Source organism: Mucilaginibacter sp., from assembly GCF_041663085.1.
Lineage (GTDB): Bacteria > Bacteroidota > Bacteroidia > Sphingobacteriales > Sphingobacteriaceae > Mucilaginibacter.
This window is the reverse complement of the sequence record NZ_JBAZRC010000062.1, coordinates 1-23,919: the sequence shown is the minus strand read 5'-3', so window position 1 is coordinate 23,919 and position 23,919 is coordinate 1. Positions and strand designations below refer to the sequence as shown.

Genomic DNA, 23,919 nt, shown 5'->3' with positions numbered 1-23,919 from the left:
GCTTATGCCGCTGTAAGGGGTAGCCACAACCTGTAAATAAAAGGCTGCCTCTAATTGCTCAAGGGCGTAGGCAAAATTCAATATGCCCGGATCGCCGGAGCCTATATCCGTTCCGCCGCCTGGGGTTATGAAAATGGGATCGTTTTTTGAGCATGAAGCCGCAGTACCCATTACCGCTACAGCAGCCGCACTTGCACCGGCATAGCGCAAGAACGACCTTCTGGCCATATTTGCCCCGCCTGTGATGGGGTTAATTTCTGTTTTCATAGTTAGTTTGGTTTTAGTAGATAATTTATACAATCTATTACATGCACTTACGCACAATGTTTTAACTCAGATTTTAAAAATTATCCTTTATAGCAAATTGGAGTGAGAAAGTTTATTGCACAAAAAAGGCCGAAAAACTCTCGCAGTATTTCGGCCCTACATCTACCTATGAAAAACTCCCTTTGAGAAGGGTTATTAACATGTATACAAATGCAATGCCTGTTTTAGAAACTTCCATTGCGCGTTCAAAATGCGTATTTATGTAATCCGCTGTTTTTATTGTGTAGAAATAGGTTCTCACACTGTAGAAAAAAAAATCCCCTTATATAAAAGCTTGGTTTACAAATACCCTTTGTTAACTAACTATGTAATTTTTAGAAACTTATTATAAATAACAATGTTACAGTATTATGGATTACAATGTGTATTTATTGGCTACCGACCCTAACAACCCCTGCAGGGATGTAATACACTCCAGGGATACTGATTTAAAGATCAGGGTTTTTTGCTTAAGCGAAGACCGCTTTAGCCCAAGCGACAGTGAAATACAACTATATGGATATGCACATGATAAGCTGTACGTTTTTGAAACCATTAATATTACGGCAGATGATGCCCTTGATGTAGTGGGTGCAATACAGTGGTATGCCGAGTATATAGAATTCCCGGAGATGGAAATTTTACCCGAAGACCCGCGCGGAAGCCAGAATATAGCCATGTAATAATAATAGCAACCGATTTTAGAGTAGGCTATAAAAGTTGTTAGTTGGTATTTATAGCCTTTATAATATTGCGTGTTAACCGTTGCAAAATGGTTGCATCTTCGGTTATTATTTCGGCATCCGCTATCATTCCCTGTTTTAGGTTTACAGGTTTCTTCATGTCGGATGTTTTTGAGGTAAACACTACTCTCGACGTAAAAATGCTATCCTTAAGTGGTACATCAGATATGTATGAGATAGTTCCTTTCATCATACCAAATTCTTCAAAACGATAGCTCCTGAGTTTTACCAGTACCTGCTGCCCTTGCTTTACTTTGCCCAAATTATCCTGTGGGATGTTCATCTCCCCAAAAAACTTTTCATTACCGGTGTTGATATAAAACACATCCTGATTTGGTGATACAACCTGGTTTTCCTGCACATTACCTGCAAAAGTTACTCTGCCTGCTTCTGATGCAATTAATACATATTTATTTTTCCAGTCTTCGGCCTGGCTTATCAGGCTGTTAAGTGCCTGCGAAAACTTAGCTTTTTCTTCGGTAACCTGGTTATCAAGCTCAAGAATCTCTTTTTGCTTTGCCAGCAAATTAGTATGGGCAGAAATTAACGATGCATCGGTTTGCAATAATGGCGCTTTGCGGGCAATATATTTACTTTCCTGCTGCCTTAACTCGGCAGGGGTTTCTACTTTTTGCTTTTCGAGCTTTTTATGCATGTTATACTCTTCTTCGGCAAGGTCGGCATCCCTTTGCTGTAGTTTTTTTTCGGCCTGTAGCTGGTTGGTTTGTTTACTAAGCCCGTCAACATCCTGCAATAAATAGGCCCGTTTTTTTACCAGGAAACCGTTCTCGACAGAGGCACTGTAATTAATATACGACTGGATGAATGTTTGGTATGCTGCCTGCAACTCGCCAAGTTCATTATCATTCGCTTTATTGAAAAATGCTTTATCAAGTAAATTGCCTGCCAGCATCTGGTCATGCAGTTTTTTTAGCCCTGTTAATAGCGATAGCACTTCAGCATGATTTGCTGTGCTTTCTATATAAGCTAAAGGTTGCCCTGCCACAACGGTTTGGTTGTTGGTAACCAGCAGCTTATCTAACCTGCCGTTTACTTTAGGTACAATTGGTTTAGCTACGTTTGGCGAAGATATTTTTAACTGCGATTTTACAATATCAGGGTATTTTATAAATGCTGATAAGCTTAACAGCAACACCAATATGCTAAAAAACAGTGTAATACCCCAGCGCAGCAGCCATGACGGTACCGCAGTAATAATATCCTGCATATCATCACTATGCCTGGCTTGCTGGTTTAATTCTGTTATAGTATGTGGCATTTTTTGGGTGTAAAAGTTTGTAAGTAATAAAGTTTTGTTCCGGCATTAAGCCCCTAGTTCCAGTTGGTTTTTTACCAGTTTGTAATAATCGCCTTTTAACGCGGTAAGTTCCAGGTGGGTGCCTTGCTCAACAATGCGGCCCCTGTCAAGTAAAATAATATTATCGGCATGGCTTACAGTGCTTAACCGGTGAGCAACAATAACCACTGTGCGGCCTGTAAAAAATTCTTTCATGTTATCCATTATCACCCGCTCGTTATTGGCATCAAGCGCGTTGGTGGCCTCATCAAACAAAATATACTCGGGGTTTTTATAAACGGCCCGGGCTATTAAAAGGCGCTGTCGCTGCCCCTGGCTTATGCCGTTGCCTTCGGCCCCTATCTTGGTTTTTAAGCCCAGTGGCAGCCCATCAATAAAATCCTGAATGTTGGCTACATGTATAGCATGGTTCAGTTTATCCTTGTCGGGATAATCATCACCTACAGATATATTACGCTCTATCGAATCTGAAAAGATAAAACCATCCTGCATAACAACACCGCAGTGGCTGCGCCAGGTTTTAAACCCGATGTTACCAAGCGATTGGCCGCCTATCTTTATATCACCTTTCTCGGGCTCGTAAAACCTGAGCAATAGTTTTAGTATAGTAGTTTTGCCGCTGCCGCTCATACCTACTATAGCAGTGGTTTTTCCCTGCGGAATTTCGAGGTTGATGTTTTCCAGCACCGGGTCATTCCCAGCACCCGGGTAACGGAAGGTGAGGTTATTTAAACTTAAACCACGGTTTTGGGGCAGGGTATGGTTATATTCTTTATCTATAGGTTCTTCATCGGCCATTTCATGGATCTCGTTAAGACGTTCCAGGCTGATCTTGGCATCCTGGAACCCCTGTATAAAGCCAAGGAATTGTTGTATAGGCCCATTTAGCTGCCCAATGATATATTGTACCGCTATCATCCCGCCAAGGCTAAGCTGCCCGTCTATAACGGCTTTAGCACTTAAAAAGGTTATAAGCAGGTTGGTAGACTCGTTGATAAATGTTGAGCCACCTTGCTGGTATTGGCTTAACGCCAGGTTTTTAACATTGAATTTAAACAGCCGGGCTTGCAGGTGTTCCCACTCCCAGCGTTTTTGCTGCTCGCAGTTATTCAGTTTTATCTCCTGCATGCCACTTACCAGCTGCACAATGCTGCTTTGGTTTTTGGAGGAAATCTCGAAGCTTTTATAATTAAGATCGCGCCGGCGTTTTAAAAAGGCGAAGATCCACCCCATGTATAGCACGCTGCTTACAACATACACAAAAAATATAGCGATATTATAGTAAGCCAATACTACAGAGAACACAAGGAGGTTGAACATCGAGAACAGGGTACTTAGGGTTGAGCCTGTTAAAAAAGTTTCTATACGGCGCTGATCGCTCATGCGTTGCATAATATCGCCCGTCATTTTGGTGTCGAAAAAGCTCATGGGCAGTTTCATCAGCTTGATCAAAAAATCGGTAAGGATGGAGATGTTTACGCGGGTACTGATGTGCAGCAGGATCCACGAGCGGATAAACTCGACACTTACCCTGCCAATAATAAGCGCGGCCTGTGCTATAATTACAATATATACAAAGTTTAGGTTGCGGGTGTTTATACCAATATCAACTACTGATTGTGTTAAAAAGGGGGCAACCAATTGCAATAGGGTACCTATGCCTAAACCGAAAAGCAATTGTATTACCAGTTGCCGGTAGGTAACCAGGTAGCGCAGTAAAAAACTCCAGCTTATTTCGGTCCCTTTCTCATCCTCCTGTTCGTAAAAATAAGGGGTAGGGCTTAACAGTAAAGCAATGCCCTCGCCGTTGGTGGTGTCGGCCAGCCAATTCTTGGCAAATTCGGCCTCGGTTAAAGTTACCAACCCACTGCCGGGGTCGGCAATGTAGTATTTGCCTTTCTTTATTTTGTAAAGCACCACAAAGTGATTTTGGCGCCAGTGTAAAATACAGGGTAGCTCGGCCTCTTTTAAGTTCTCTATAGTAAGCTTAGCACCCAGCGACCTGAAGCCTATTTTTTCGGATGCATCGCTAATACCCAATAAAGACACCCCTTCGCGGTTGATCTCGCAAAGTTGCCTTAACGTTTGTACTTTAAAGTTACGGCCAAAATGTTTAGCCACCATGCGCAGGCATGTGGGGCCGCAGTCCATTTGATCGGGTTGTTTATAATAAGGGAATCCCATCAGGCTATTTAAAAAAGATAAACATAGGTTATTGTTGCAGTAGTTAAATATATGCCCCTTGGGGCAATAAACCTAAAGGTATTTTAAAATCACGTAATTATACGTGGTTTCAAAGAGGTAGTAATAATCTATATTTAATGTCTCTTTTTAACGGATTGCGTGGTTTGATTTTAATCGGGCTTACATTATTGTAAAATATACGGTTCGGTACAATGGCAACATTTAAGCAAGTACCCTTATTTTATATGTTAAATGCGATTGTTTTTGATCGAAAAGAGGGATGTAACGTAACGACAAGCTATTTGCTGAATTGTAATTGGCTGTTTATCTATCTGTTAAAAATAATTTAAATTATTTTTTGAAGAATTGAACGCAATTTCTATATTTGCAGTCCCAAAACGAAGGGAGTTTAGCTCAGCTGGTTCAGAGCATCTGCCTTACAAGCAGAGGGTCACTGGTTCGAACCCAGTAACTCCCACTATTTAAAAGCCTCTTAGAGATAATCTAAGGGGTTTTTTTGTTGCCCTTAACTTTCCTGTCCTTAGTTGTTAATAACTACCTCGCGCAGTATGATGCTTCAAACTATAAGAAATCCATTGGAGACCAGAAATGGTTAGCATTGTTTGGGCAGGGGCTGGAAGCCTTTGCAGAATGGCGGAGGTTAGATTATCCGCAGTTAACACCGGCAGTTGCAGGTACACTGGGAGGCAAAATACCGGTAAGGTTCCTTTACCCGGGTACCGAGCAATCTTTAAACGGCGTTAATTATAAAGCAGCGGTTGCAAGCCAGGGTGCAGATGTACTGACCACCAAACTTTGGTTTGATGTGAATTAAGTAAAATGATAAAGGCCATGTATTTTATCAATACATGGCCTTATTTAGGTGGAGTGGCCGAGTGGTTAGGCGGAGGTCTGCAAAACCTCTCACGACGGTTCGAATCCGTCCTCACACCTCTCTGATTGTTTGTTATATCTTATTCCAGCACTATCTTCTCGTGTTGGTATGGGATCTCAATATTTTTAAATCCTTTGTCCTTAAGTTTTTCGGCAAAGTGTTGTTGTACTTCGTATTCGCCGTGTACAAGAAATACTTTTTTAACCAGCTTAGGGTCCTGGCAGGAAAGGAAATGCAGCAGATCTTCGTAGTCGCCGTGGGCGCTCATGCTTTTGATAGATTGTACCTCGGCATTTACCTGGTATTGCTCACCAAAAATATGCACCTCTTTTTCGCCGCGGGCAAGCCTGCCGCCTAACGAGTTTGGCTCGGCATAGCCTACCATCAAAATGGTGTTTTTTTGATTGCTGATGTTGTTTTTGATGTGATGCTTTACGCGCCCGGCCTCGGCCATGCCCGATGATGATATGATAACACATGGCCTCACATCGTCATTCAAGGCAATAGATTCTTCGGTCGACTGGATAAACTTTAACCCTTTAAAACCAAACGGATCGGCATCTATCTTCATCACTTCTTTTACGCCGTTATTATATACCTCGGGATGGTCCTTTAAAACCTGCGTGGCTTTTTCAGATAGCGGGCTGTCAACATAGTAGGGCACATCGGGCAACTCGCCCTTCAGCTCCAGCGCGTTAAGGGCATATAGTAATTCCTGTGTACGGCCAACGCTAAACGCGGGGATAATTACCTTGCCTTTTTTTACCTCGCAGGTTTGTTTAATAATTTCCAGCAGGGCATCTTCTATCGGTCCAATATCTTTATGCAAGCTATCGCCATAGGTCGATTCCAGTAAAATATAATCGGCCTGCGGGAAGGTTTGCGGGTTCTTTAAAAGCAGATCGCCGTAACGGCCAACATCGCCGCTAAAGGTGATATAGGTTTTTTTACCATTTTCGGTAACGGCTATGTGTACTGCCGCGCTGCCCAATACGTGGCCTGCATCGGTAAATTTGAATTTAAGGTTTTGGTTGATTTGATATTCTTCGTGGTAATCTACAATTTTAAACAGGCGCATGGCAGCCATGGCATCTTCTTCGGTATAAAGCGCATCAAGCAGGGGCTGCCCATTACGGGCCCGGTGTTTGTTGCTGTATTCAACATCCTGCATCTGTATCTTGGCCGAGTCCATTAAAAGGATCCGTGCTAAATCCATTGTGGCAGCTGTGCAAAATATTTGTCCTTCAAAACCTTCGGAAACCAGGCGGGGAATCAATCCGCAATGATCTATGTGCGCGTGCGATAGGATCAGGTAGTCGATCTTTTTTGGGTTGAAGCCAAAATGCTCATTCATTTCTTCAGTTTGTTCGCCAAGCCCCTGGAACATGCCACAATCTAATAACACGCTTGTGTCATCCTGTAAACGCAATAAATGCTTGCTGCCGGTTACATTACGGGCGGCGCCGTGAAAAGTAATATCCATTTATAAATTGATTGTGTTAGACAACCAAATAGACAAATAAAAGTTTATAAAAAATAAACTAAAAATTTAGTTGTTATTTTGCTTTTTATCATATACCTTAGTACTAACGTAACAATAATCATCTTAATTAAATGGAAATAAAAGATTTAACCCGTGCCGAAGAGCAAATAATGCAGGTGTTATGGCAACTGGAAAAAGGCTTTGTAAAAGATGTTTTAGATGTTTTACCCGAGCCGAAGCCCGCCTATAATACCGTATCGACCATTATAAGGATACTGGAAACCAAGGGCTTTGTTGACCATAACGCGTTTGGCAAAAGCCACGAGTACTACCCTGTAGTAAGCAAAGAGGATTATAAAAACTTTGCTGCCGATAAATTGCTTACCGGCTACTTTGATAATTCGGTAAACCGCATACTTTCCTTTTTTGTGAATAAGGAAAAAATTAACCTGAAAGAGGCTGATGAGATCATGAAACTGATTGAGAAACTTAAAGATAAATAGTTATGAACTGGTGGCATTATTTATTGCTGGTAAATATTTACCTCACCCTGTTTTTCGGATTTTATTCTTTGTTATTGCGCCGGGAAACATTTTTTCAGCTTAACCGGGTTTACCTGGTAGGCACGGCTATCCTGTCGTTTTTTATACCGCTTATACAAAGCGAGTGGGTTAAAGGCCTGTTTATAACGCAGCAGGTACAATACACCATATATGGCGCTAACGCGATATCTATTACAGATATAGCGCCCATAACAAATAACCCGATAACTATAGGGCAGGTGCTAATAGTATTGTATGCTGCCGGGGTAATATTTTTAGCAGTAAAACTAATGCTGCAACTGGTGTTGTTAAGGCGTATCATTAAAGATCCATCGCCAAAAGTATCTTACTCGTTTTTTAATAAGGTTAAGGTAAGTGATGGAATTGATGGCAGGGAGGTGATAGAAAACCACGAGTTGGTACATGCCCGTCAGTTCCATTCGGCAGATGTGCTGATCATCGAGGCGGTAATGATCATTAACTGGTTTAACCCCATAGTTTACCTTTATCGATTTGCAATAAAACATGTACACGAATACATAGCCGACAGGCACACCTTAAATGCAGGCTCCAATAAGGCAGATTATGCCATGCTGCTTTTAAGCCAAACGTTTGATACACCTGCACACAGTTTAGTTAATCCGTTTTTTAATCATAGCCTTTTAAAACAACGTATTATGATGTTGCAAAAAAATAGGTCGCAACGCATAAAGCTGATCAAATATGGCTTATCTGCACCGCTATTTATATTAATGCTGGTTTTATCATCGGCAACAATTGGTAATAGTAAAGCGGTAAATGCTATTCATGATAAGGCCGAAATGATTTTAGAAAGACCGGCCAATACCATTGCCGACACCACCTACCGTACTACGGTAATTACTTATGACCCTAAAAAAGATAAACTACCTGTAACAGATACAGTACCATCTAAAGATAAGGCGGTTTTTACACAGGTAGAACAGGTGCCAACATTTCCCGGTGGGGAAAAGGGTTTTGAAAAGTTTTTAGCAGCAACTATCAAATACCCTGCAGAAGCGGTAAAGAATAAAGTACAGGGCCGCTCAGTTGTAACATTCATTGTAGAGGAAGATGGTTCTTTATCGAGTTTAAAAGTAGTCCGTTCTTTGGGCAGTGGTACAGATGAAGAGGCCATAAGGGCTTTGAAAACATCACCTAAGTGGAAACCCGGTAAACAAAATGGGCATACTGTTAGGGTACAATATAGCGTGCCTGTAAGCTTCGTGCTCGATAAAAATAACAAATCGGCAGCTGTAATATCAAAAGAGCAGCCAGGTAATCAGCTGGTATTTAGCGCTGTAGAGCAGGTGCCTACTTTCCCTGGTGGAGAAGCAGGCTTCAATAAATTTTTAGGAAATACTATAAAGTACCCTAAAGCAGCACGGGAAGCAAATATACAGGGACGGGTAATAGTCAGCTTTATAGTTGAAAAGGACGGCTCATTAACAGATATTAAAGTTGTACGTGGTATAGGCTACGGTGCAGATGAAGAAGCTTTAAAGGCGATCGAAAACTCGCCAAAGTGGAAACCCGGCACACAGAATGGTAAACCGGTAAGGGTTGCGTACTCGGTGCCTATCGGCTTTGCGCTTTCTACCGAAGATGATAAACCTACTAAAACCGGCTATATGCCTGTAAGTAAGCCGGTAAATAACCTGACGGATACCAGCCACGTAACGCCGTTAATAAAAATAAGGAATGGGTATGGAACAAGCCCGCTTTACGTACTTAACGGAAAGGTTATAAAGCAGGAAGCAATGGCGTTATTAGATGTGAAAAGTATACAGACTATATCAGTGCTTAAAGACAAGCATCAATAGCACTTTATGGTAAAGAGGCAACCGGTGGTGTAATTTTAATAGAAACTAAAAGCGCAAAGTAATCAGTTTTTATAGTTTAAAAACAAGGCCTGCTGGTAAAACGACAGGCCTTTATATTTATATAGCGGTTGGCCTGCGTATAATCCCGAATAAGAAAGCTATTACAGCAATTACTAATAATATATGTATAAGGCTGCCAACAGCGGTAAAGAAAAACGCGATTGCCCAACCTATAACGAGTATTAAAGCAATTACATAAAGTAATGAGTTCATGGTTTGATGTACTTAATGGTTTTTAGGGTTATAGTATATAAGTTAAATACCTGTAAAAATGTTTTGACCTAAAAGAAAATTATTGACAGGCAGGTTTAACCACAGAGAACACAAAGAAAAAACCACAAAGAACACAGAGATGAAAAGCAATTCTTCGTGTCCTCTGTGAAAAACTCTGTGCACTCTGTGGTTAAAAAGCCAACAAAAAGCCCCTCTGTCATTTAAACAGAAGGGCTTAATACTTTTAAGACTGAATTACAACCTTAGCCATTTTTTACGCACCGCTAATTGCTGTGGCGTAGCGTTTGGCACTTCGGTAATTTTGTAATTAACGTTATCATTACGTTTTAAGGTAACCGGTATTTTAAACGACTGCCCATCACGACTAACTGTAACCACAATTTTATCGCCCACTTTTTTGCCTTTTATAACGGCGTTAAGGTCGGTAACCGGGGTGTCGTCTATGTTAGTTATCTGGTCGTTTACGTTAAGGCCGTCAACCCAGCCTGCGCCGCCACGCACTACGGTGGTTATAATATTACGCTGGTTAAAAAATACACCCAGGGTAGGGTCGTTGCTTGCTGCCAGGTCGTCTGTTAGTTTATAACCGGCGTAGCCTAAATATTTATCGTACTTAATAGCCGCTAAACCGTTGATGTATTTAGCATAAAAATCATCCAGGTTTTTACCTGCGAATTTTTCAAAACCAGCTTTAAACTCGGCATCGGTATAGCCACGTTTTTTGGTTTTGTAGTAAGTATTGTACATATACTTCATTACATCGTTAAGGCTGTATTTGCCGTTGCTATTGTTGATGATCTCCAGATCTAACAACATACCTATAACCGCACCTTTATCATAGTAAGATATACCGGTGTTGTACGAGTTTTCGTTAGGGCGGTAGCTCTTTATCCAGGCATCAAAGCTCGATTCTGACAATGGCTGTACCTTTGTGCCGGGCTGGTTTTCAACTGTGTTAATATCGCTGGCCATATCACCTAAATAACCTTCTGGTGTTGACAGGCCAGCATAGCGTAATATCATATTCTGATAGTAAGCCGTAAAGCCTTCTGCTATCCAAAGGTTGGTGGTGTAGTTCTCGTTATCATAATCAAACGGGCCTAACGCAATGGGGCGCAGGCGTTTAACATTCCACAAGTGAAAATGCTCGTGTGCTACCAGACCTAAAAAGCCATGGTACCCACGCTCGTTACCATATTGGTCGCGCGAGGCACCTAATACGGTAGAGCTCAGGTGTTCTAAACCACCGCCATTGCGTTGTTTGTTATGTACTATAAAGGTGTAGTGCTTATTGGGATTTTCTGCATAAACAGCAGCTTCTTCGCGGATAATTTTGGCCATATCAACTTTAAGGCGTTCTTTATCATAATTGCCGCCGCCATACATGGCTACTTCGTAGTGTGTGCCGTCTACATCAAAGTCAAAAACATCCTGAGTGCCAATCTCAAGCGGCGAATCATACAGAATGTCATAGTTAGGCGCGGTGCGGGTAAATACATCGCCGTTAACCATTTCAAGGCTGGTTGAAACTTTGTTCCAGTCTTTATAAGGTTTTATAGTGATGGTAGATGGTTGGGCAAGCATCCCTTTAGGGAATAAAAAGATGCCGGTGCTTGACAGGAACGCGTGCGATACATCAATAAAGCTAGTACGAACCGATAACTCGAAAGCGTAAACTTTATATTTAATGGTTACCGATGTTAAACCGGCGGTATTGATTTTCCAGGTATTTTTATTGATCTTAAGGGCTGTGATCTCTTTGCCTTTTGTATTGGCACTAAGCGATTCGATGTTTTTTGCAAACTCCCTTACCAGGTACGAGCCGGGTGCCCAAACAGGCATTTTTACTTCAAGGGAAGGTTGCGCCAAACCGGTAATGTTCATTTCAACGTCTACGTAGTGGGCCTGCGCCTCCGGGAAGCTAACCGTGTACGATATTTTAGCAAGGCCAGCCGCGCTGCTGGTGGTAGTGTTCATAAAAAAGAATATTAAATAAACCAGTGCAGGTAGTTTCAGTTTTTTCATGCGGCAAGTTATAAAATTTATGTTTTTAATTAAACCGCCCAAAAGCAGCCGGGTTGTAAAATGGTTGATACATGCAACCATTTTGAATACTAAGCCGTTAATATTGCAAATGGTAATATAAATAGGCGTGTGCAAATATAATATTGCGGGTAAACATGCAGCTATATTATATTTACGTACATATTTAATAATTATAAATGAATACCAAGACAGCTACTAACAGCAACAAGCACATATGAAAACAAAATATATTATATACACCTTACTTGCATTGCTTGTTGCATTTTTAATTTATAATAAGTTTTTTAGTAAAAGGGCTAAGCAAACCAGCGCCGCAACTGCAGGTAAAGGCAAAAAGAAGAATGGCCCCGTATCGGTTAATATTATGGTGGTTAAGGATACCGCCGTACGTAACCAGATAGATATTACCGGTACAATTGATGCCAACGAAAGGGTAAACCTGATAAGCCAGACAGCCGGAAATATTACCGGTATCTATTTTAATGAGGGTACTAAAGTACAAAAGGGCCAGTTGCTGGTTAAGGTTTACAACCAGGACCTGCAAGCCTCGCTGCAGCAATATGAAGCGCAAATGATACTTGCCCGAGATATTAATAACCGCAACAAAATATTATTACAGAAGGAAGCCGTTAGTAAAGAGGAATACGAAACATCTCTTTCATCCTTAAATTCCTTAAAGGCGCAGGCCGATGTGGTAAGGGCACAGATAAGCCGTACCGAGATCCGCGCACCATTTTCAGGTGTTATTGGGTTAAGGAATGTTAGCCCCGGCGGTTACCTGTCGCCTGCTACATCAATTGCTACATTGGTTAATATCGACCCGGCGAAGGTTACGTTTTCGGTACCTGAGCGTTACCTGCCTATTATTGGCAAGGGTAGTAAAGTGACTTTTACGGTAGAGAGCTCAAGGGATAATTTTAACGCTACGGTTTATGCTATTGAGCCCGCGCTTGATGCCAACTCGCGCACCATTACGGTACGTGCCAAGGCGCCAAACCCCAAAAACATCCTTACAGCGGGCGCCTTTGCCAAGATCAACCTAACGCTCGATCAGATCCCTAAAACCATTATGGTGCCTACCGAGTGCGTGATCCCAGATCTGAAAAGCAGCAAGGTTTATATTTACAAGAACGGTATAGCCGTAGCAAAAGATGTAAAAACAGATCTGCGTACCGATACCAAAATTCAAATTATTGACGGGTTAAAAGCCGGCGACAGCGTAGTAGTATCTGGTTTGATACAAATACGCCCTAAATCGCCATTGAAGATCCTTAAAGTTATTAAGTAACGAGTATGAGTTTATCTTCGGTAAGTATAAAAAGGCCCGTATTGGCAACAGTAATGTCTGTTGTGATAGTTGTATTTGGGGTTATTGGCTACAAATTCCTGGGTGTACGCGATTTCCCTTCGGTCGATCCGCCTATTATTTCGGTATCTACCAGTTACTCGGGTGCCAACTCGGATGTTATCGAATCGCAGATAACCGAGCCTTTAGAGAAAGCTATAAACGGTGTTCCCGGTATCCGTAATATATCGTCAACAAGTTCGGTGGGTTCAAGTAATATCACGGTTGAGTTTGACCTGGATGCCGATCTGGAAACCGCCGCAAATGATGTGCGCGATAAAGTATCGCAAGCCCAGCGCCAGTTACCACAGGATATTAACGCGCCGCCGGTTGTTACTAAAGCAGATGCAAGCGCCGATAACATCATTACACTTACAGTAAGCAGCACCACCCGTAACATTACCCAGGTAGATGATTACGCGGAGAACGTGTTGCTGGAAGGTTTACAAACCATACCCGGTGTAAGTACTATTAACGTACAGGGCCAGCGGCAGTACGCCATGCGCTTATGGATAGACCCTAATAAACTATCATCATTAGGCCTTACCGCTACCGATATTGGTGCCGCCCTTGCCCGTGAGAACGTAGAGCTGCCAGCGGGTAAAATTGAGGGTAACAATACCGAGATCACCATACGCGCCCTGGGTAAGCTAACTACCGAGAAAGATTTTAATAACCTCATTATCCGCGCGGATAGTAACCGTGTTATCAGGCTTAATGATATTGGCTATGCCGTATTAGGTTCTGCTAACGAAGAAACATCGTTAAAGGAATCGGGTGTGCCTATGGTTGGTTTGGCGATTGTGCCGCAACCGGGTGCAAACTACGTACAAATTGCCGAAGATTTTTACAAACGTTTAGATCAGATAAAAAAAGATCTTCCGCCTGATATTACTGTAAAGGTGGCTTTGGATAATACCAAATTCATCAATAACTCTATTACCGAGGTAAAAGAAACCTTGCTGATATCGTTTATACTGGTAGTAATTATCATCTACCTGTTTTTCAGGGATTGGCTCATCGCTTTCCGCCCGTTGATAGATATCCCGGTATCATTGATCGGTGCATTCTTTATCATGTATGTGTTTGGGTTCTCTATTAATATCCTTACCCTGCTTGGTATAGTACTGGCCACGGGCCTGGTGGTTGATGATGGTATTGTGGTGACGGAGAACATCTACAAAAAAGTAGAAGCCGGTATGGCTATCCGCAAGGCTGCCTTTGAAGGCTCTGCCGAGATCTTCTTCGCGGTAGTATCTACATCGGTAACGTTGGCAGCGGTGTTTTTACCCATTGTGTTTTTGCAGGGCTTTACGGGCAGGCTGTTCCGCGAGTTTGCAGTCGTCGTCGCGGGGGCGGTATTGATCTCGGCCTTCGTGTCGCTTTCGTTAACACCGATGCTTAACGTAAAGCTGATCCGCAAGAACCAGAAAAAATCAAAATTTTACGAAAAAACCGAACCTTTCTTTGAGGCCATGACCAACGGCTACACCGAAACTCTGGTTAATTTCATGAAAAAGAAATGGGTATCGTTTGTGATATTAGGGGGCTCATTATTATTAACAGGTGTATTGTTTAAAATAACGCCATCAGAGTTAGCGCCCCTGGATGACCGTAGCCTGCTGCGTTACTCGGTAACCGGTTCTGAGGGTGCTACTTACGAATACATGACCCGTTACATGGATAAGGTAGCTAACCTTGTAGCCGATTCTATCCCCGAGGCTAATGTAAACCTGGAGATCGTATCTCCATCATTTGGAGGGGGAGGCTCTGCCAACTCTGGCTTTGGCCGGGTGGGTTTGGTAGCGCCGGACCAGCGTGGGCGTACCCAGCAAGAGCTTGCCGACTGGCTCAATAAAAAATTAACAAAAATGCCTGATGCCCGAGCAATTGTGGTGCAGGAGCAAACCATAAGCGGTGGCGGTAGCGGTGCGCGTACCTCATTACCGGTGCAGTATGTTATACAAAACCAGGATTTTGAAAAGATCCGTAAAGTGCTGCCCGAGTTTTTTGCAGAAGTATCAAAAAGCCCGGTGTTCCAGGGTGCAGACGTAAACCTTAAATTTACCAAGCCCGAGCTTAGGGTAACTACCGATCGTGACCGCGCCCGCGACCTTGGGGTTTCTGTTGATGATATAGCGCAAACCCTGCAATTGTATTATAGCGCAGGCAGGCTCGATTATTTCCTGATAAACGGGAAACAATACCAGGTAATTGCCCAGGTTGACCGCGCCAACCGCGATCAGCCGCTCGATCTGAAATCTGTTTACGTACGCAGTACCCGGGGCGGCCTTGTGCAGCTGGATAACGTAGTTACGGTTGCCGAAAGTGCCAGCCCGCCATCTATCTATCACTTTAACAGGTATAAATCGGCAACGGTACAGGCAGGTTTGGCGCCCGGCCAAACTGTAGGCGATGGTATTGCCGAAATGGAGCGTATAAAGGCTAAGCTATTAGATGATACATTTAGTACAGCTTTAAGCGGCCCGTCAAGGGATTACGCCGAAGGCTCATCGAACATACTATTCGCGTTTGGCTTTGCCTTATTGCTGATATACCTGGTGCTTGCCGCGCAATTCGAGAGTTTTATGGATCCGTTCATTGTAATGTTGACTGTTCCATTGGCTATATCGGGCGCGTTCCTGTCGCTTTGGCTGTTTGATCAAACTTTCAACATCTTTAGCCAGATCGGTATCATCACCCTTGTGGGGCTGGTAACCAAAAACGGTATTTTGATTGTAGAGTTTGCCAACCAGCGTATGGAGCATGGCCTTAGTAAATACGAGGCCGTGGTTGAAGCCGCCACATCACGTTTACGCCCTATCCTGATGACCAGTTTGGCCGTTGTGCTGGGTTCTGTACCTATTGCCCTTGCTTTAGGCGCAGGTGCAAAAAGCCGTGTATCATTAGGTATTGTAATTATTGGCGGGATGTTGTTCTCATTGGTGTTAACGTTATATGTTATCCCAACCATGTATATGGTGTTCGCTTCAAAAACACGCCGCGACCCCGATCATGAGCCTGAAGAGGAAGCAGAGTTAAAAACACCATTATTAATTGAAAAACAGTAAGCAACATATATGACTTTAAAAAAAATAATTTGCTTGGTTTTTTGTGTTGCCATCTGCATTGCTGCAAAGGCCCAGGATGCACCTTTGCTTACGCTGAAGGATGCCGTTCAAATAGCATTAAAAAATAATTATAATATACAGCTATCACAAAACAACTCAACTATAGCTGCCAATAATGTAACATTAGGCAACGCGGGGTTTTTACCGGTGGTAACCGGCGATGCCGCCCTAAACGCCAGCAATCAAAAAATAAAACAAACCCGTAACGATGGTACCGTTAACAACCTTACCGCCAATAACAGTAACAACAACTACGGTGTAAACCTTAACTGGACAATTTTTGACGGCTTTAACATGTTTGCCAATTACGACATGTTGAAACAGCAGGATAAACTTGGAGCCATCCGTTTGCAGGATACCATACAAAGCACCGTGGCCAACGTAATCAATACGTATTATAACCTGATAAGCCAGAACGAGCAGATCAAAGCATTGCGTGGCGCTATTGATATCTCGCGTACGCAACTGCGCTACTCTAACGATAAGTTTAGCGTTGGCCGGGTATCAAAACTTGATGTATATAATGCACAGGTTAACCTGAATACAGATACCTCAAACCTGGTGATACAACTACAGCAGTTTAGAACCACCAAAATACAATTGAACCAATTGCTGGTGCGCGACCTGCAAACCGATTTTTCTGTTGGTGATACCATTGTGGTTAACAACACCCTGGTATTGGGCGATATTATCACCAAAGCACAGGCCCAAAACCCGGCAATACTGGCAGCGCAAATAAATAAGCGCCTTGCCGAAATTAACCTTAGGCAGGTAAAATCTACCCGTTACCCGGTTATTGGGGTAAACTCTGGCTATACATTTAGCAACAGCAAAACACCTGCGGGTTTCACCTTAAGCCAAAATGCGCACGGCCTTGCCTATGGGTTAACAGCATCAATTAATATTTTTGATGGCCTTAACCAATGGCGCCGCGAACGTAACGCAAAACTACAGATAGCTAATGCCGATATCAGTGCCAAGCAAACCCGTTTAGATGTTGAAGCGCAGATAAGCAATTTTTATGTAGCCTACCTTTCCGGTCTCGATCTGATCAAAATAGGGCAATCGAGCGTTGAACTGGCTAAGAAAAATCTGGAGATCTCACTCGAAAAGTATAAGATAGGCAACATCACCCAGTTAGAGATCCGCGAGGCGCAACGCAATTATTTGGATGCTCAATCAAAATTCTTTTCGGCGCAATACCAGTCAAAAATGGCCGAAGTAACACTGCAACAGATAACTAACACCATAAATATTCAATAAACTATATTTAATTGTAGTAAAAGGATTATTTTTGAACGATGCCTGTTCACTTTAATACATGCCTGCTGATAGATGACAATTATATTGACAACTTCGTTACGCGTAAAATTTTAGAGAGCGGCAACTTTGCAGATAACATAATTGTAATACAATCGCCACATGAGGCTATAGCTGCTTTGCGCGATGGGAGTGTTAAGCCCGATGTTATTTTTCTGGACATACGCATGCCGCAGATGAGTGGTTTTGAGTTTTTGCAGGAATATGAAACGCTGGAGCTGGACAATAAAGAACTTACAAAAATATTTATGCTTTCGTCATCGTTGGACCCTACCGACATGAACAATTCAAAAAGTAATAAATATGTTGCCCAGTTTGTGCATAAGCCACTAACCCACCAGGTGCTTGAGGAACTTTGTACATGATATTAGTAGCCGACAGCGGATCATCAAAAACAGACTGGCTGCTATCAGCGCCGGGGCAGGAAAACAAGGCATTTAAATCAGCCGGATTAAACCCATACTTTTTAACAGAAAAAGAAATTGTAAAGATATTGCAGGAACAGGTTCCTGATATGATAGCTTTAGGTGATGAGATCACCGAAATTTACTTTTTTGGTGCAGGCTGTTCCAGTCCTGACAGGCACGAGATCGTATCAAACGCCATCAGCACGGTTATCCCTGCCGCCTATGTAAGTGTCGACAGCGATTTGCTGGCATCGGCATACGCCACCTGCGGGCACGAGAAAGGCATTTGTTGCGTATTGGGAACAGGTTCAAACATCTCTTTTTTTGATGGTGAGGATATTCACGATGGGCAGCATGGCCTTGGTTATGCCCTTGGCGATGAGGGCTCGGGCACATGGTTTGGCAAGGCGCTGGTAACAGATTACCTGTACGGCGTTATGCCCGATGATATCAATACAAAATTTAAAAAGAATTATAATCTCACCAAAGAGGACGTTATAATAAACGTTTACCAAAAAGCCCGGGCAAACTCTTACCTGGCTTCATTTTCCAAATTCCTGTCGGAAATTAGAGATACCGATTACACACAAAATTTATTGCAACGGGGTTTCCAGGAGTTTGTTGATACCAATATAAAAGCATCATACCCGCAGTACGATAAATTTAAATGCCATTTTGTAGGCTCTATTGCCTACGTTTTTGCCGATGAGCTAAAAGCGGTTTGCGAACAAAATGGGGTACATGTAGGCAAGATCATCCGCCAGCCGATAGTTGACCTGTTAGAGTTTATCTTGAAAAGGGGGTAGGTCTTAATCTTGTTTATAGGATGTTTTTCTATTCCGCCCTTGTTGGTGTTGTCACCAACAAGCCGCCATGAATCCAAACTTGCGAGTTAGCCGTCCTAAATGTTTTGGTGACAACACCAACAACGGCTAAAAGGTATTGTCTCCCAGGCATCGCCCGCAAGCTGAAGCTTGCTTAGTTTTAGGTCTAAGTTGAAAACTTAGACCGGCATTGCTTAGACCCTCGTAACTAATTAATGATTAAACCCTCTTTTTATCCCGATAAAAAATATCCCCAGCACCGCTAAAATACTGGCAGCTTTTGGCAGGTAATCGCCATGCTCCACATAAAATGTAATATCCGAGTTTAGGTTGATATCCTGTTTCAACGCCGTACGTACCCACCATTTGCTTTGCTGTACGATATCGCCGCGTTGATTGATAAAGGCCGAAATGCCTGTATTGGCCGACCGGCACACCCAGCGACGGGTTTCAATAGCGCGTAGTTTGGCATAATCGAGGTGCTGGTCTTTACCGGATGTGTTTTCCCACCAGCCATCGTTGGTAATAATAGCGATGAACTGTGCGCCTTGCTTTACATATTTAGATACCCACTCGCCCCATATAGATTCGAAACAAATAACGGGGGCTGCGCCTATCCCGCTTTGCGAATAAAATACAGTAGGCTCAGTTTGTATGCCGTACGCACCTGTTGCGCCGCCCAAATGTTCAAAAGCAGGTTTCAGGAACGATAAGGCATTGCCAAACGGCATAGATTCCGCACCGGGCACCAGCCTCGATTTATGGTAGAACTGAACCTTGGATGAGTTTTCGATATTAATGGCCGCGCTGAACCTGTCGTAAAACATACCGGGCTGGTCCGGCAGCGGATTGGCGGTTTTGGTAGCGCGTTTTGTGTAAAATTTGTGTGTTTCGCCGCCGGTAAGTACGTTGGCATTTTTGTACTTATTTAAAAACCCTTTTACCTGTAAATAATAATTATCGGTGTAAATACGGTCTTCATCCATATCCTGCGAGATGGCGGTTTCCGGCCAGATGAAATATTCGGTGTTTTTTTGGCCGATAGAATCTGAGATATGTGTAAGTACTGCTATCTGTTCATGCACAGGTATAGTGCCTTCTTTTTCATATGGGTCGATGTTTGGCTGCGCCACCACGATGTTTGATGGGTTTACCTGTTCTTTATAACTATAATATTTATAAAACGACAAACCTAAAGGGAGTATCAATACCAATGCAAACCCGGTAATGAGTTTTAAACGGGTTTGCTTTGTTTGCTCCTCACGTAAACCAACATAAAGTAAGAACAGCAGAATGTTAATAGCCCAAACCCAGATGCTGCCGCCATAAACCCCGGTATATTCATACCATTGTATCCATTTATGCGATACGGCGAAGCCGTTGCCCAGGGTCATCCACGGGAAGTTAAGGTCCCAACTTTGGTGCAGGTATTCATAGCCTATCCAAAAGGAAACCAGCGCAATTAACGATAGCGTGCGACCGGCAATAAGCCTAACCCGGTAATAAAGCCAGCAGGCGGCAGCCATTAGCAATGGCCCAAGCGCATAGGGGATAAGCGATAGGGGAGCTGCCACAACAGGGCCAATTATTTTAAGCGAGTTATACACCCAGTAAACACAAAGCGTGTTCCAGATGAAGAACCCGATGAACGTAGTATTAAATATCTTTTTCCCCTTACCGGTAACGGTAGATTGGATAATGTTCTCCATCGCCATCAGCATCGGCACAAAACCTACGAATAGAAAAAATGTGGTGTACGGTGTAGGCGGCCATGCTATCCAAAGCAGCAATCCGGAGAATATGGAGAGTAGTAGGTTTCTTTTCATTTATGTATAACGCAGGGTTCTTAACTAAACTGCTTAACTCAGGTAAAATTGCGATTATTAGATTACAATCCAAGCATCGGTTTATGGAGATAACGCTATCCCGGGGATATTTCAATACCGAATATTTTAGGTGAGATTAATTATTTTTTTGGTCCGTAAAACACAGTACCGTCAGTTTTCGTTTTTATTTCGAGTTGCTGAGTTATAACCGTTTTATTTTTATCGGCTAATAAAAGGTATTTACGCAATATTTTCTTTTGCAGAAGAGAGCCTATCTTAAGTGTAGTATCAATATGTCTTTTAAAGGCTTTTATAAACAGGCTATCATTCCCAAAATCGCCAAAACAGGCAATTTTTTCAGCAGTTAGATCCGTGGTTTCATTCTTATACTTTGGAATATCGAGTTTATACTTGTGCTCTTTATCGTTATAAATATATTCAACATTATCTTCTCCCTTAATTAGCGAGATATCATCATGTGCACACCAGGAACAGTCGCTTTTATAAATACTTCCCGGGAAAAAATTATAAGAATAACTTACTGATAGCTCATCATTAGAATCCCCGCTAAATTCAAAACCGGATTTTACCGACTGATTGATATAAAGGCCCCAACCATATATATGGGCATCATTTAATATGTCAAGACAATTGTAAACATGGTTATCTACCAGTTTATAAAAGCTATATCCATCAATATAAACGCCTGAGCCATGGTCGTAAACGCGGCGTAAATAAAAGGTTTTGTTTTTAGAGTAATTGTTAGCTACATAAAGCGTAGGAGAGCCGTAAAAGGTATTAATTACCTCCTTGTAAATTAAATACCAGTTGCCGTTCAGCTGTTTAAATACACAAAGAGAGGGGCTCTCAATATCCCATCCTTGCAGACAAAGAAGTTCTGCAATCCCATCCCCATCCAGATCTGTGTGGATGGAACTGAAAACAAACCCATAATCCGGATTGACGTGTTCAGTATGGGGATTGACTAACGAATCTGGCTTAATTAGTTTAGCAAACTCGCTTAGTAGGCTGGTATCCGACTTTTTGTAAGTAAAATCTGTTGCTTTTTTTATCCAACTATCGGGTATCTTCTTCCAGGTTTTATCAATATGCTCTTTGTCTTTAACATCTTTGCAAGAGCCGTTTAACAAAAAAAAGACAAAAATAACAAGGTAAGCTGGCCGGAACATAACTAAGGATTATGCATGTAATTTAAGATATTTACAGCAATTAATTACGGCATAAATAAATTACACAATAAACTTATTGGCGACATTTCTATCGAAGATTGCTTCGTTCCTCGCAATGACGCGTGGTACGAAGTGAGGCTAATCCTCCTCCTCATCGTCCGCATACTTCTTTTTCTTTTTATCACCTTCTGCAGGTGCTGCACCTGCAACGCACATTACAAATTCGCCTTTTAACGGGTGGGTTTCAAAATATGTTTTTACTTCAGTAACTGTTCCCCTTACCGTTTCTTCGAACATTTTGGTGAGCTCGCGCGATACGGAAATCTGCCTGTCGGCACCAAAAAAGGTGGCCATTTCATCCAATGTTTTCAATAAACGGTGCGGCGACTCGTAAAGTATAATGGTCCGCTCTTCTGTCGCCAGGAATTTATAGCGGGTTTGGCGGCCTTTTTTTAGTGGCAAAAATCCTTCAAAGCAAAACTTATCGGTAGGGAAGCCCGAGTTAACCAGCGCGGGCACAAAAGCTGTTGCACCGGGCAGGCACTCTACCGGGATGTTGAATTTCAGGGCCTCACGTACCAGGAAAAATCCGGGATCGGATATGGCGGGAGTACCGGCATCAGATATCAGCGCGATGTTTTGCCCCATCAGCAAAAACTTAATGATCTCGTTACTGGATTGGTGTTCGTTATGCTGATGATGCGCGAATACCTTATTCTGGATCTCGAAATGCTTCAGCATTGGTGCCGATGTACGGGTATCCTCGGCCAGTATCAGGTCGGCTTCTTTTAAAACGCGGATAGCCCTAAAGGTCATATCCTCAAGGTTGCCAATGGGTGTGGGTACTAAGTATAGTTTGCCGGTGGTTTGGTTCATAGTTGATGGTTCATAGTGATGGTCAAAAATTGTAATTCGGCTATGAACCATGAACCACAAACCATCAACTAATTTATATCTTTGCCTTTTAAAATAAAATCAATGCTGCAAGTTAGTTATATCCGCGATAACAGGGAACAGGTTTTAGAACGTTTGGCTGTAAAAAATTTTAAACAGCCCGAATTGGTAGATGAAGTGATTGGCCTCGACGAGAAACGTCGCCAAACACAGAACCAACTGGATACCGTATCGTCGCAATCTAACGCGGCTGCCAAGCAAATTGGCGAATTGATGCGCAACGGTAAAAAGGACGAAGCCGAAGCTATAAAAGCCAATACCGGTAAATGGAAAGAAGAAGGCAAACAGCTTGGCGAACAATTGGCCGCGCTGGAAACTGAGCTACAGGATAAACTGGTGTTATTACCCAACCTGCCACATTCATCAGTTCCTAAAGGAATAACCCCCGAGGAAAACGAAGTAGTACTGGAGAATGGTAACAAACCCGAACTGCCTGCCAATGCCTTACCGCACTGGGAGCTGGCAGCAAAATATAATTTAATAGACTTTGAACTGGGGGTTAAAATAACCGGTGCCGGTTTTCCTGTGTATAAGAATAAGGGTGCAAAACTGCAACGCGCGCTCATCAACTTTTTTATTGATGAAGCCGAAAAAGCGGGTTACAGCGAGGTAAGCGTGCCGTTAATGGTAAACGCGGCATCTGGTTTTGGAACAGGGCAGCTACCTGATAAAGAAGGCCAAATGTATCACGTAGGTGTCGACGATCTATACCTGATCCCTACTGCTGAAGTGCCTGTAACCAACCTGTACCGCGATGTTATTTTAAAAGGCGAAGAACTGCCGGTAAAGAACTGCGGGCATACACCATGTTTCCGCCGCGAGGCCGGTTCTTATGGTGCCCACGTGCGCGGCCTGAACCGCCTGCACCAGTTTGATAAGGTAGAGATAGTACAGATAGTACACCCCGATAATTCATACGATGTACTGGAAGATATGAGCGCCCATGTACAGGGCTTGCTGCAAAAGCTTGGCTTGCCATACCGTGTATTGCGCCTTTGCGGCGGCGATATGGGTTTTACCAGTGCCTTAACCTACGATATGGAGACCTGGAGCGCAGCGCAGCAACGCTGGCTGGAGGTATCATCCGTATCGAATTTTGAAACCTTTCAGAGCAACCGCCTGAAACTGCGTTTCCGTAATGCAGAGGGTAAAACACAATTGGCGCATACCTTAAATGGTAGTGCATTAGCCTTGCCGCGTATTGTAGCTACTTTATTGGAGAATAACCAAACGGAGAAAGGGATAAAAATACCTGAGGCGCTTGTGCCTT

General features: G+C 42.8%; 19 protein-coding genes and 2 tRNA genes. 12 read left to right on the top strand and 9 right to left on the bottom strand.

The features are described from left to right. A partial coding sequence (locus tag WC615_RS12910; protein WP_372978502.1) for a ferritin-like domain-containing protein occupies nt 1-267 on the bottom strand: 267 nt, incomplete at its 3' end. A 410-nt stretch (nt 268-677) separates the two neighbouring features. Here WC615_RS12910 and WC615_RS12905 point away from each other — a divergent pair. Continuing rightward, nucleotides 678-989, top strand: coding sequence for a hypothetical protein (locus WC615_RS12905; RefSeq protein ID WP_372978501.1), 312 nt, complete (start codon nt 678-680; stop codon nt 987-989). A gap of 40 nt (nt 990-1,029) precedes the next feature. Here the strand turns inward: WC615_RS12905 and WC615_RS12900 are convergent, their stop codons facing one another. Continuing rightward, on the bottom strand, nt 1,030-2,328 hold the full coding sequence (locus WC615_RS12900) for an HlyD family secretion protein (protein ID WP_372978500.1): 1,299 nt from the start codon (nt 2,326-2,328) through the stop codon (nt 1,030-1,032). A 45-nt stretch (nt 2,329-2,373) separates the two neighbouring features. Further along, the gene (locus tag WC615_RS12895; protein WP_372978499.1) at nt 2,374-4,551 is read right to left on the bottom strand and encodes a peptidase domain-containing ABC transporter; all 2,178 of its coding nucleotides are present in this window, start codon (nt 4,549-4,551) and stop codon (nt 2,374-2,376) included. Between the two features lie 403 nt (nt 4,552-4,954). Between WC615_RS12895 and WC615_RS12890 the strand changes: the two genes are divergently transcribed. From WC615_RS12890 to WC615_RS12880, 3 genes are all read left to right on the top strand, one after another. Next, nucleotides 4,955-5,029 (top strand) — tRNA-Val (locus WC615_RS12890). Nucleotides 5,030-5,068: 39 nt separating this feature from the next. Beyond that, nucleotides 5,069-5,386, top strand: coding sequence for a SusD/RagB family nutrient-binding outer membrane lipoprotein (locus WC615_RS12885; RefSeq protein WP_372978498.1), 318 nt, complete (start codon nt 5,069-5,071; stop codon nt 5,384-5,386). A gap of 47 nt (nt 5,387-5,433) precedes the next feature. Beyond that, nucleotides 5,434-5,505 (top strand) — tRNA-Cys (locus WC615_RS12880). Between the two features lie 20 nt (nt 5,506-5,525). On the opposite strand, the gene WC615_RS12875 is transcribed toward WC615_RS12880, so the two are convergent. Continuing rightward, nucleotides 5,526-6,929, bottom strand: coding sequence for an MBL fold metallo-hydrolase RNA specificity domain-containing protein (locus WC615_RS12875; RefSeq protein ID WP_372978497.1), 1,404 nt, complete (start codon nt 6,927-6,929; stop codon nt 5,526-5,528). Nucleotides 6,930-7,060: 131 nt separating this feature from the next. On the opposite strand from WC615_RS12875, the gene WC615_RS12870 reads away from it, so the two are divergent. Beyond that, on the top strand, nt 7,061-7,432 hold the full coding sequence (locus WC615_RS12870; protein ID WP_067062508.1) for a BlaI/MecI/CopY family transcriptional regulator: 372 nt from the start codon (nt 7,061-7,063) through the stop codon (nt 7,430-7,432). Between the two features lie 2 nt (nt 7,433-7,434). After that, on the top strand, nt 7,435-9,312 hold the full coding sequence (locus WC615_RS12865; protein ID WP_372978496.1) for a TonB family protein: 1,878 nt from the start codon (nt 7,435-7,437) through the stop codon (nt 9,310-9,312). A 117-nt stretch (nt 9,313-9,429) separates the two neighbouring features. Here WC615_RS12865 and WC615_RS12860 read toward each other — a convergent pair whose 3' ends face one another. Next, the gene (locus tag WC615_RS12860; protein ID WP_372978495.1) at nt 9,430-9,585 is read right to left on the bottom strand and encodes a lmo0937 family membrane protein; all 156 of its coding nucleotides are present in this window, start codon (nt 9,583-9,585) and stop codon (nt 9,430-9,432) included. 255 nt (nt 9,586-9,840) lie between these two features. Beyond that, complete coding sequence (locus WC615_RS12855; protein ID WP_372978494.1) at nt 9,841-11,631, bottom strand: M61 family metallopeptidase; 1,791 nt, start codon at nt 11,629-11,631, stop codon at nt 9,841-9,843. Between the two features lie 235 nt (nt 11,632-11,866). Between WC615_RS12855 and WC615_RS12850 the strand changes: the two genes are divergently transcribed. Genes WC615_RS12850 through WC615_RS12830 form a run of 5 tightly spaced genes read left to right on the top strand, consistent with a single transcriptional unit; the run spans nt 11,867 to nt 18,661 of the window. Next, nucleotides 11,867-12,940, top strand: a complete 1,074-nt coding sequence (locus WC615_RS12850) for an efflux RND transporter periplasmic adaptor subunit (protein ID WP_372978493.1) — start codon at nt 11,867-11,869, stop codon at nt 12,938-12,940. A 5-nt stretch (nt 12,941-12,945) separates the two neighbouring features. Further along, a complete protein-coding gene (locus WC615_RS12845) occupies nt 12,946-16,068 on the top strand; it encodes an efflux RND transporter permease subunit (protein ID WP_372978492.1) in 3,123 nt (1,040 codons plus the stop codon). A 9-nt stretch (nt 16,069-16,077) separates the two neighbouring features. After that, the gene (locus tag WC615_RS12840) at nt 16,078-17,391 is read left to right on the top strand and encodes a TolC family protein (RefSeq protein WP_372978491.1); all 1,314 of its coding nucleotides are present in this window, start codon (nt 16,078-16,080) and stop codon (nt 17,389-17,391) included. A 38-nt stretch (nt 17,392-17,429) separates the two neighbouring features. Continuing rightward, a complete protein-coding gene (locus WC615_RS12835; RefSeq protein ID WP_224746657.1) occupies nt 17,430-17,813 on the top strand; it encodes a response regulator in 384 nt (127 codons plus the stop codon). Continuing rightward, on the top strand, nt 17,810-18,661 hold the full coding sequence (locus WC615_RS12830; protein ID WP_372978490.1) for an N-acetylglucosamine kinase: 852 nt from the start codon (nt 17,810-17,812) through the stop codon (nt 18,659-18,661). The genes WC615_RS12835 and WC615_RS12830 overlap by 4 nt, the downstream gene beginning before the upstream one ends. Before the next feature lie 230 nt (nt 18,662-18,891). Here the strand turns inward: WC615_RS12830 and lnt are convergent, their stop codons facing one another. The 3 genes from lnt to rsmI all read right to left on the bottom strand — a co-directional run bounded on the left by lnt (nt 18,892) and on the right by rsmI (nt 22,571). After that, complete coding sequence (gene lnt / locus WC615_RS12825; protein ID WP_372978489.1) at nt 18,892-20,505, bottom strand: apolipoprotein N-acyltransferase; 1,614 nt, start codon at nt 20,503-20,505, stop codon at nt 18,892-18,894. A 140-nt stretch (nt 20,506-20,645) separates the two neighbouring features. Then, nucleotides 20,646-21,656 (bottom strand): hypothetical protein, encoded by a 1,011-nt coding sequence (locus WC615_RS12820; protein WP_372978488.1) that lies wholly within the window; start codon nt 21,654-21,656, stop codon nt 20,646-20,648. A gap of 177 nt (nt 21,657-21,833) precedes the next feature. Beyond that, nucleotides 21,834-22,571 (bottom strand): 16S rRNA (cytidine(1402)-2'-O)-methyltransferase, encoded by a 738-nt coding sequence (gene rsmI, locus WC615_RS12815; RefSeq protein WP_372978487.1) that lies wholly within the window; start codon nt 22,569-22,571, stop codon nt 21,834-21,836. Between the two features lie 102 nt (nt 22,572-22,673). Here rsmI and serS point away from each other — a divergent pair. Further along, nucleotides 22,674-23,919: serine--tRNA ligase (serS, locus tag WC615_RS12810; protein ID WP_372978486.1), on the top strand; the 1,246-nt coding region annotated here is incomplete at its 3' end.

What these genes read in the sequence shown, in the direction of transcription:
- WC615_RS12845 (WP_372978492.1), top strand. Translation starts at nt 12,946, where the DNA reads ATGAGTTTATCTTCGGTAAGTATAAAAAGGCCCGTATTGGCAACAGTA.
- WC615_RS12900 (WP_372978500.1), bottom strand. Translation starts at nt 2,328, where the DNA reads ATGCCACATACTATAACAGAATTAAACCAGCAAGCCAGGCATAGTGAT.
- WC615_RS12850 (WP_372978493.1), top strand. Translation starts at nt 11,867, where the DNA reads ATGAAAACAAAATATATTATATACACCTTACTTGCATTGCTTGTTGCA.
- WC615_RS12835 (WP_224746657.1), top strand. Translation starts at nt 17,430, where the DNA reads ATGCCTGTTCACTTTAATACATGCCTGCTGATAGATGACAATTATATT.
- WC615_RS12840 (WP_372978491.1), top strand. Translation starts at nt 16,078, where the DNA reads ATGACTTTAAAAAAAATAATTTGCTTGGTTTTTTGTGTTGCCATCTGC.
- WC615_RS12830 (WP_372978490.1), top strand. Translation starts at nt 17,810, where the DNA reads ATGATATTAGTAGCCGACAGCGGATCATCAAAAACAGACTGGCTGCTA.
- WC615_RS12855 (WP_372978494.1), bottom strand. Translation starts at nt 11,631, where the DNA reads ATGAAAAAACTGAAACTACCTGCACTGGTTTATTTAATATTCTTTTTT.
- WC615_RS12895 (WP_372978499.1), bottom strand. Translation starts at nt 4,551, where the DNA reads ATGGGATTCCCTTATTATAAACAACCCGATCAAATGGACTGCGGCCCC.
- WC615_RS12905 (WP_372978501.1), top strand. Translation starts at nt 678, where the DNA reads ATGGATTACAATGTGTATTTATTGGCTACCGACCCTAACAACCCCTGC.
- WC615_RS12875 (WP_372978497.1), bottom strand. Translation starts at nt 6,929, where the DNA reads ATGGATATTACTTTTCACGGCGCCGCCCGTAATGTAACCGGCAGCAAG.
- WC615_RS12865 (WP_372978496.1), top strand. Translation starts at nt 7,435, where the DNA reads ATGAACTGGTGGCATTATTTATTGCTGGTAAATATTTACCTCACCCTG.
- WC615_RS12860 (WP_372978495.1), bottom strand. Translation starts at nt 9,585, where the DNA reads ATGAACTCATTACTTTATGTAATTGCTTTAATACTCGTTATAGGTTGG.
- rsmI (WP_372978487.1), bottom strand. Translation starts at nt 22,571, where the DNA reads ATGAACCAAACCACCGGCAAACTATACTTAGTACCCACACCCATTGGC.
- lnt (WP_372978489.1), bottom strand. Translation starts at nt 20,505, where the DNA reads ATGAAAAGAAACCTACTACTCTCCATATTCTCCGGATTGCTGCTTTGG.
- WC615_RS12870 (WP_067062508.1), top strand. Translation starts at nt 7,061, where the DNA reads ATGGAAATAAAAGATTTAACCCGTGCCGAAGAGCAAATAATGCAGGTG.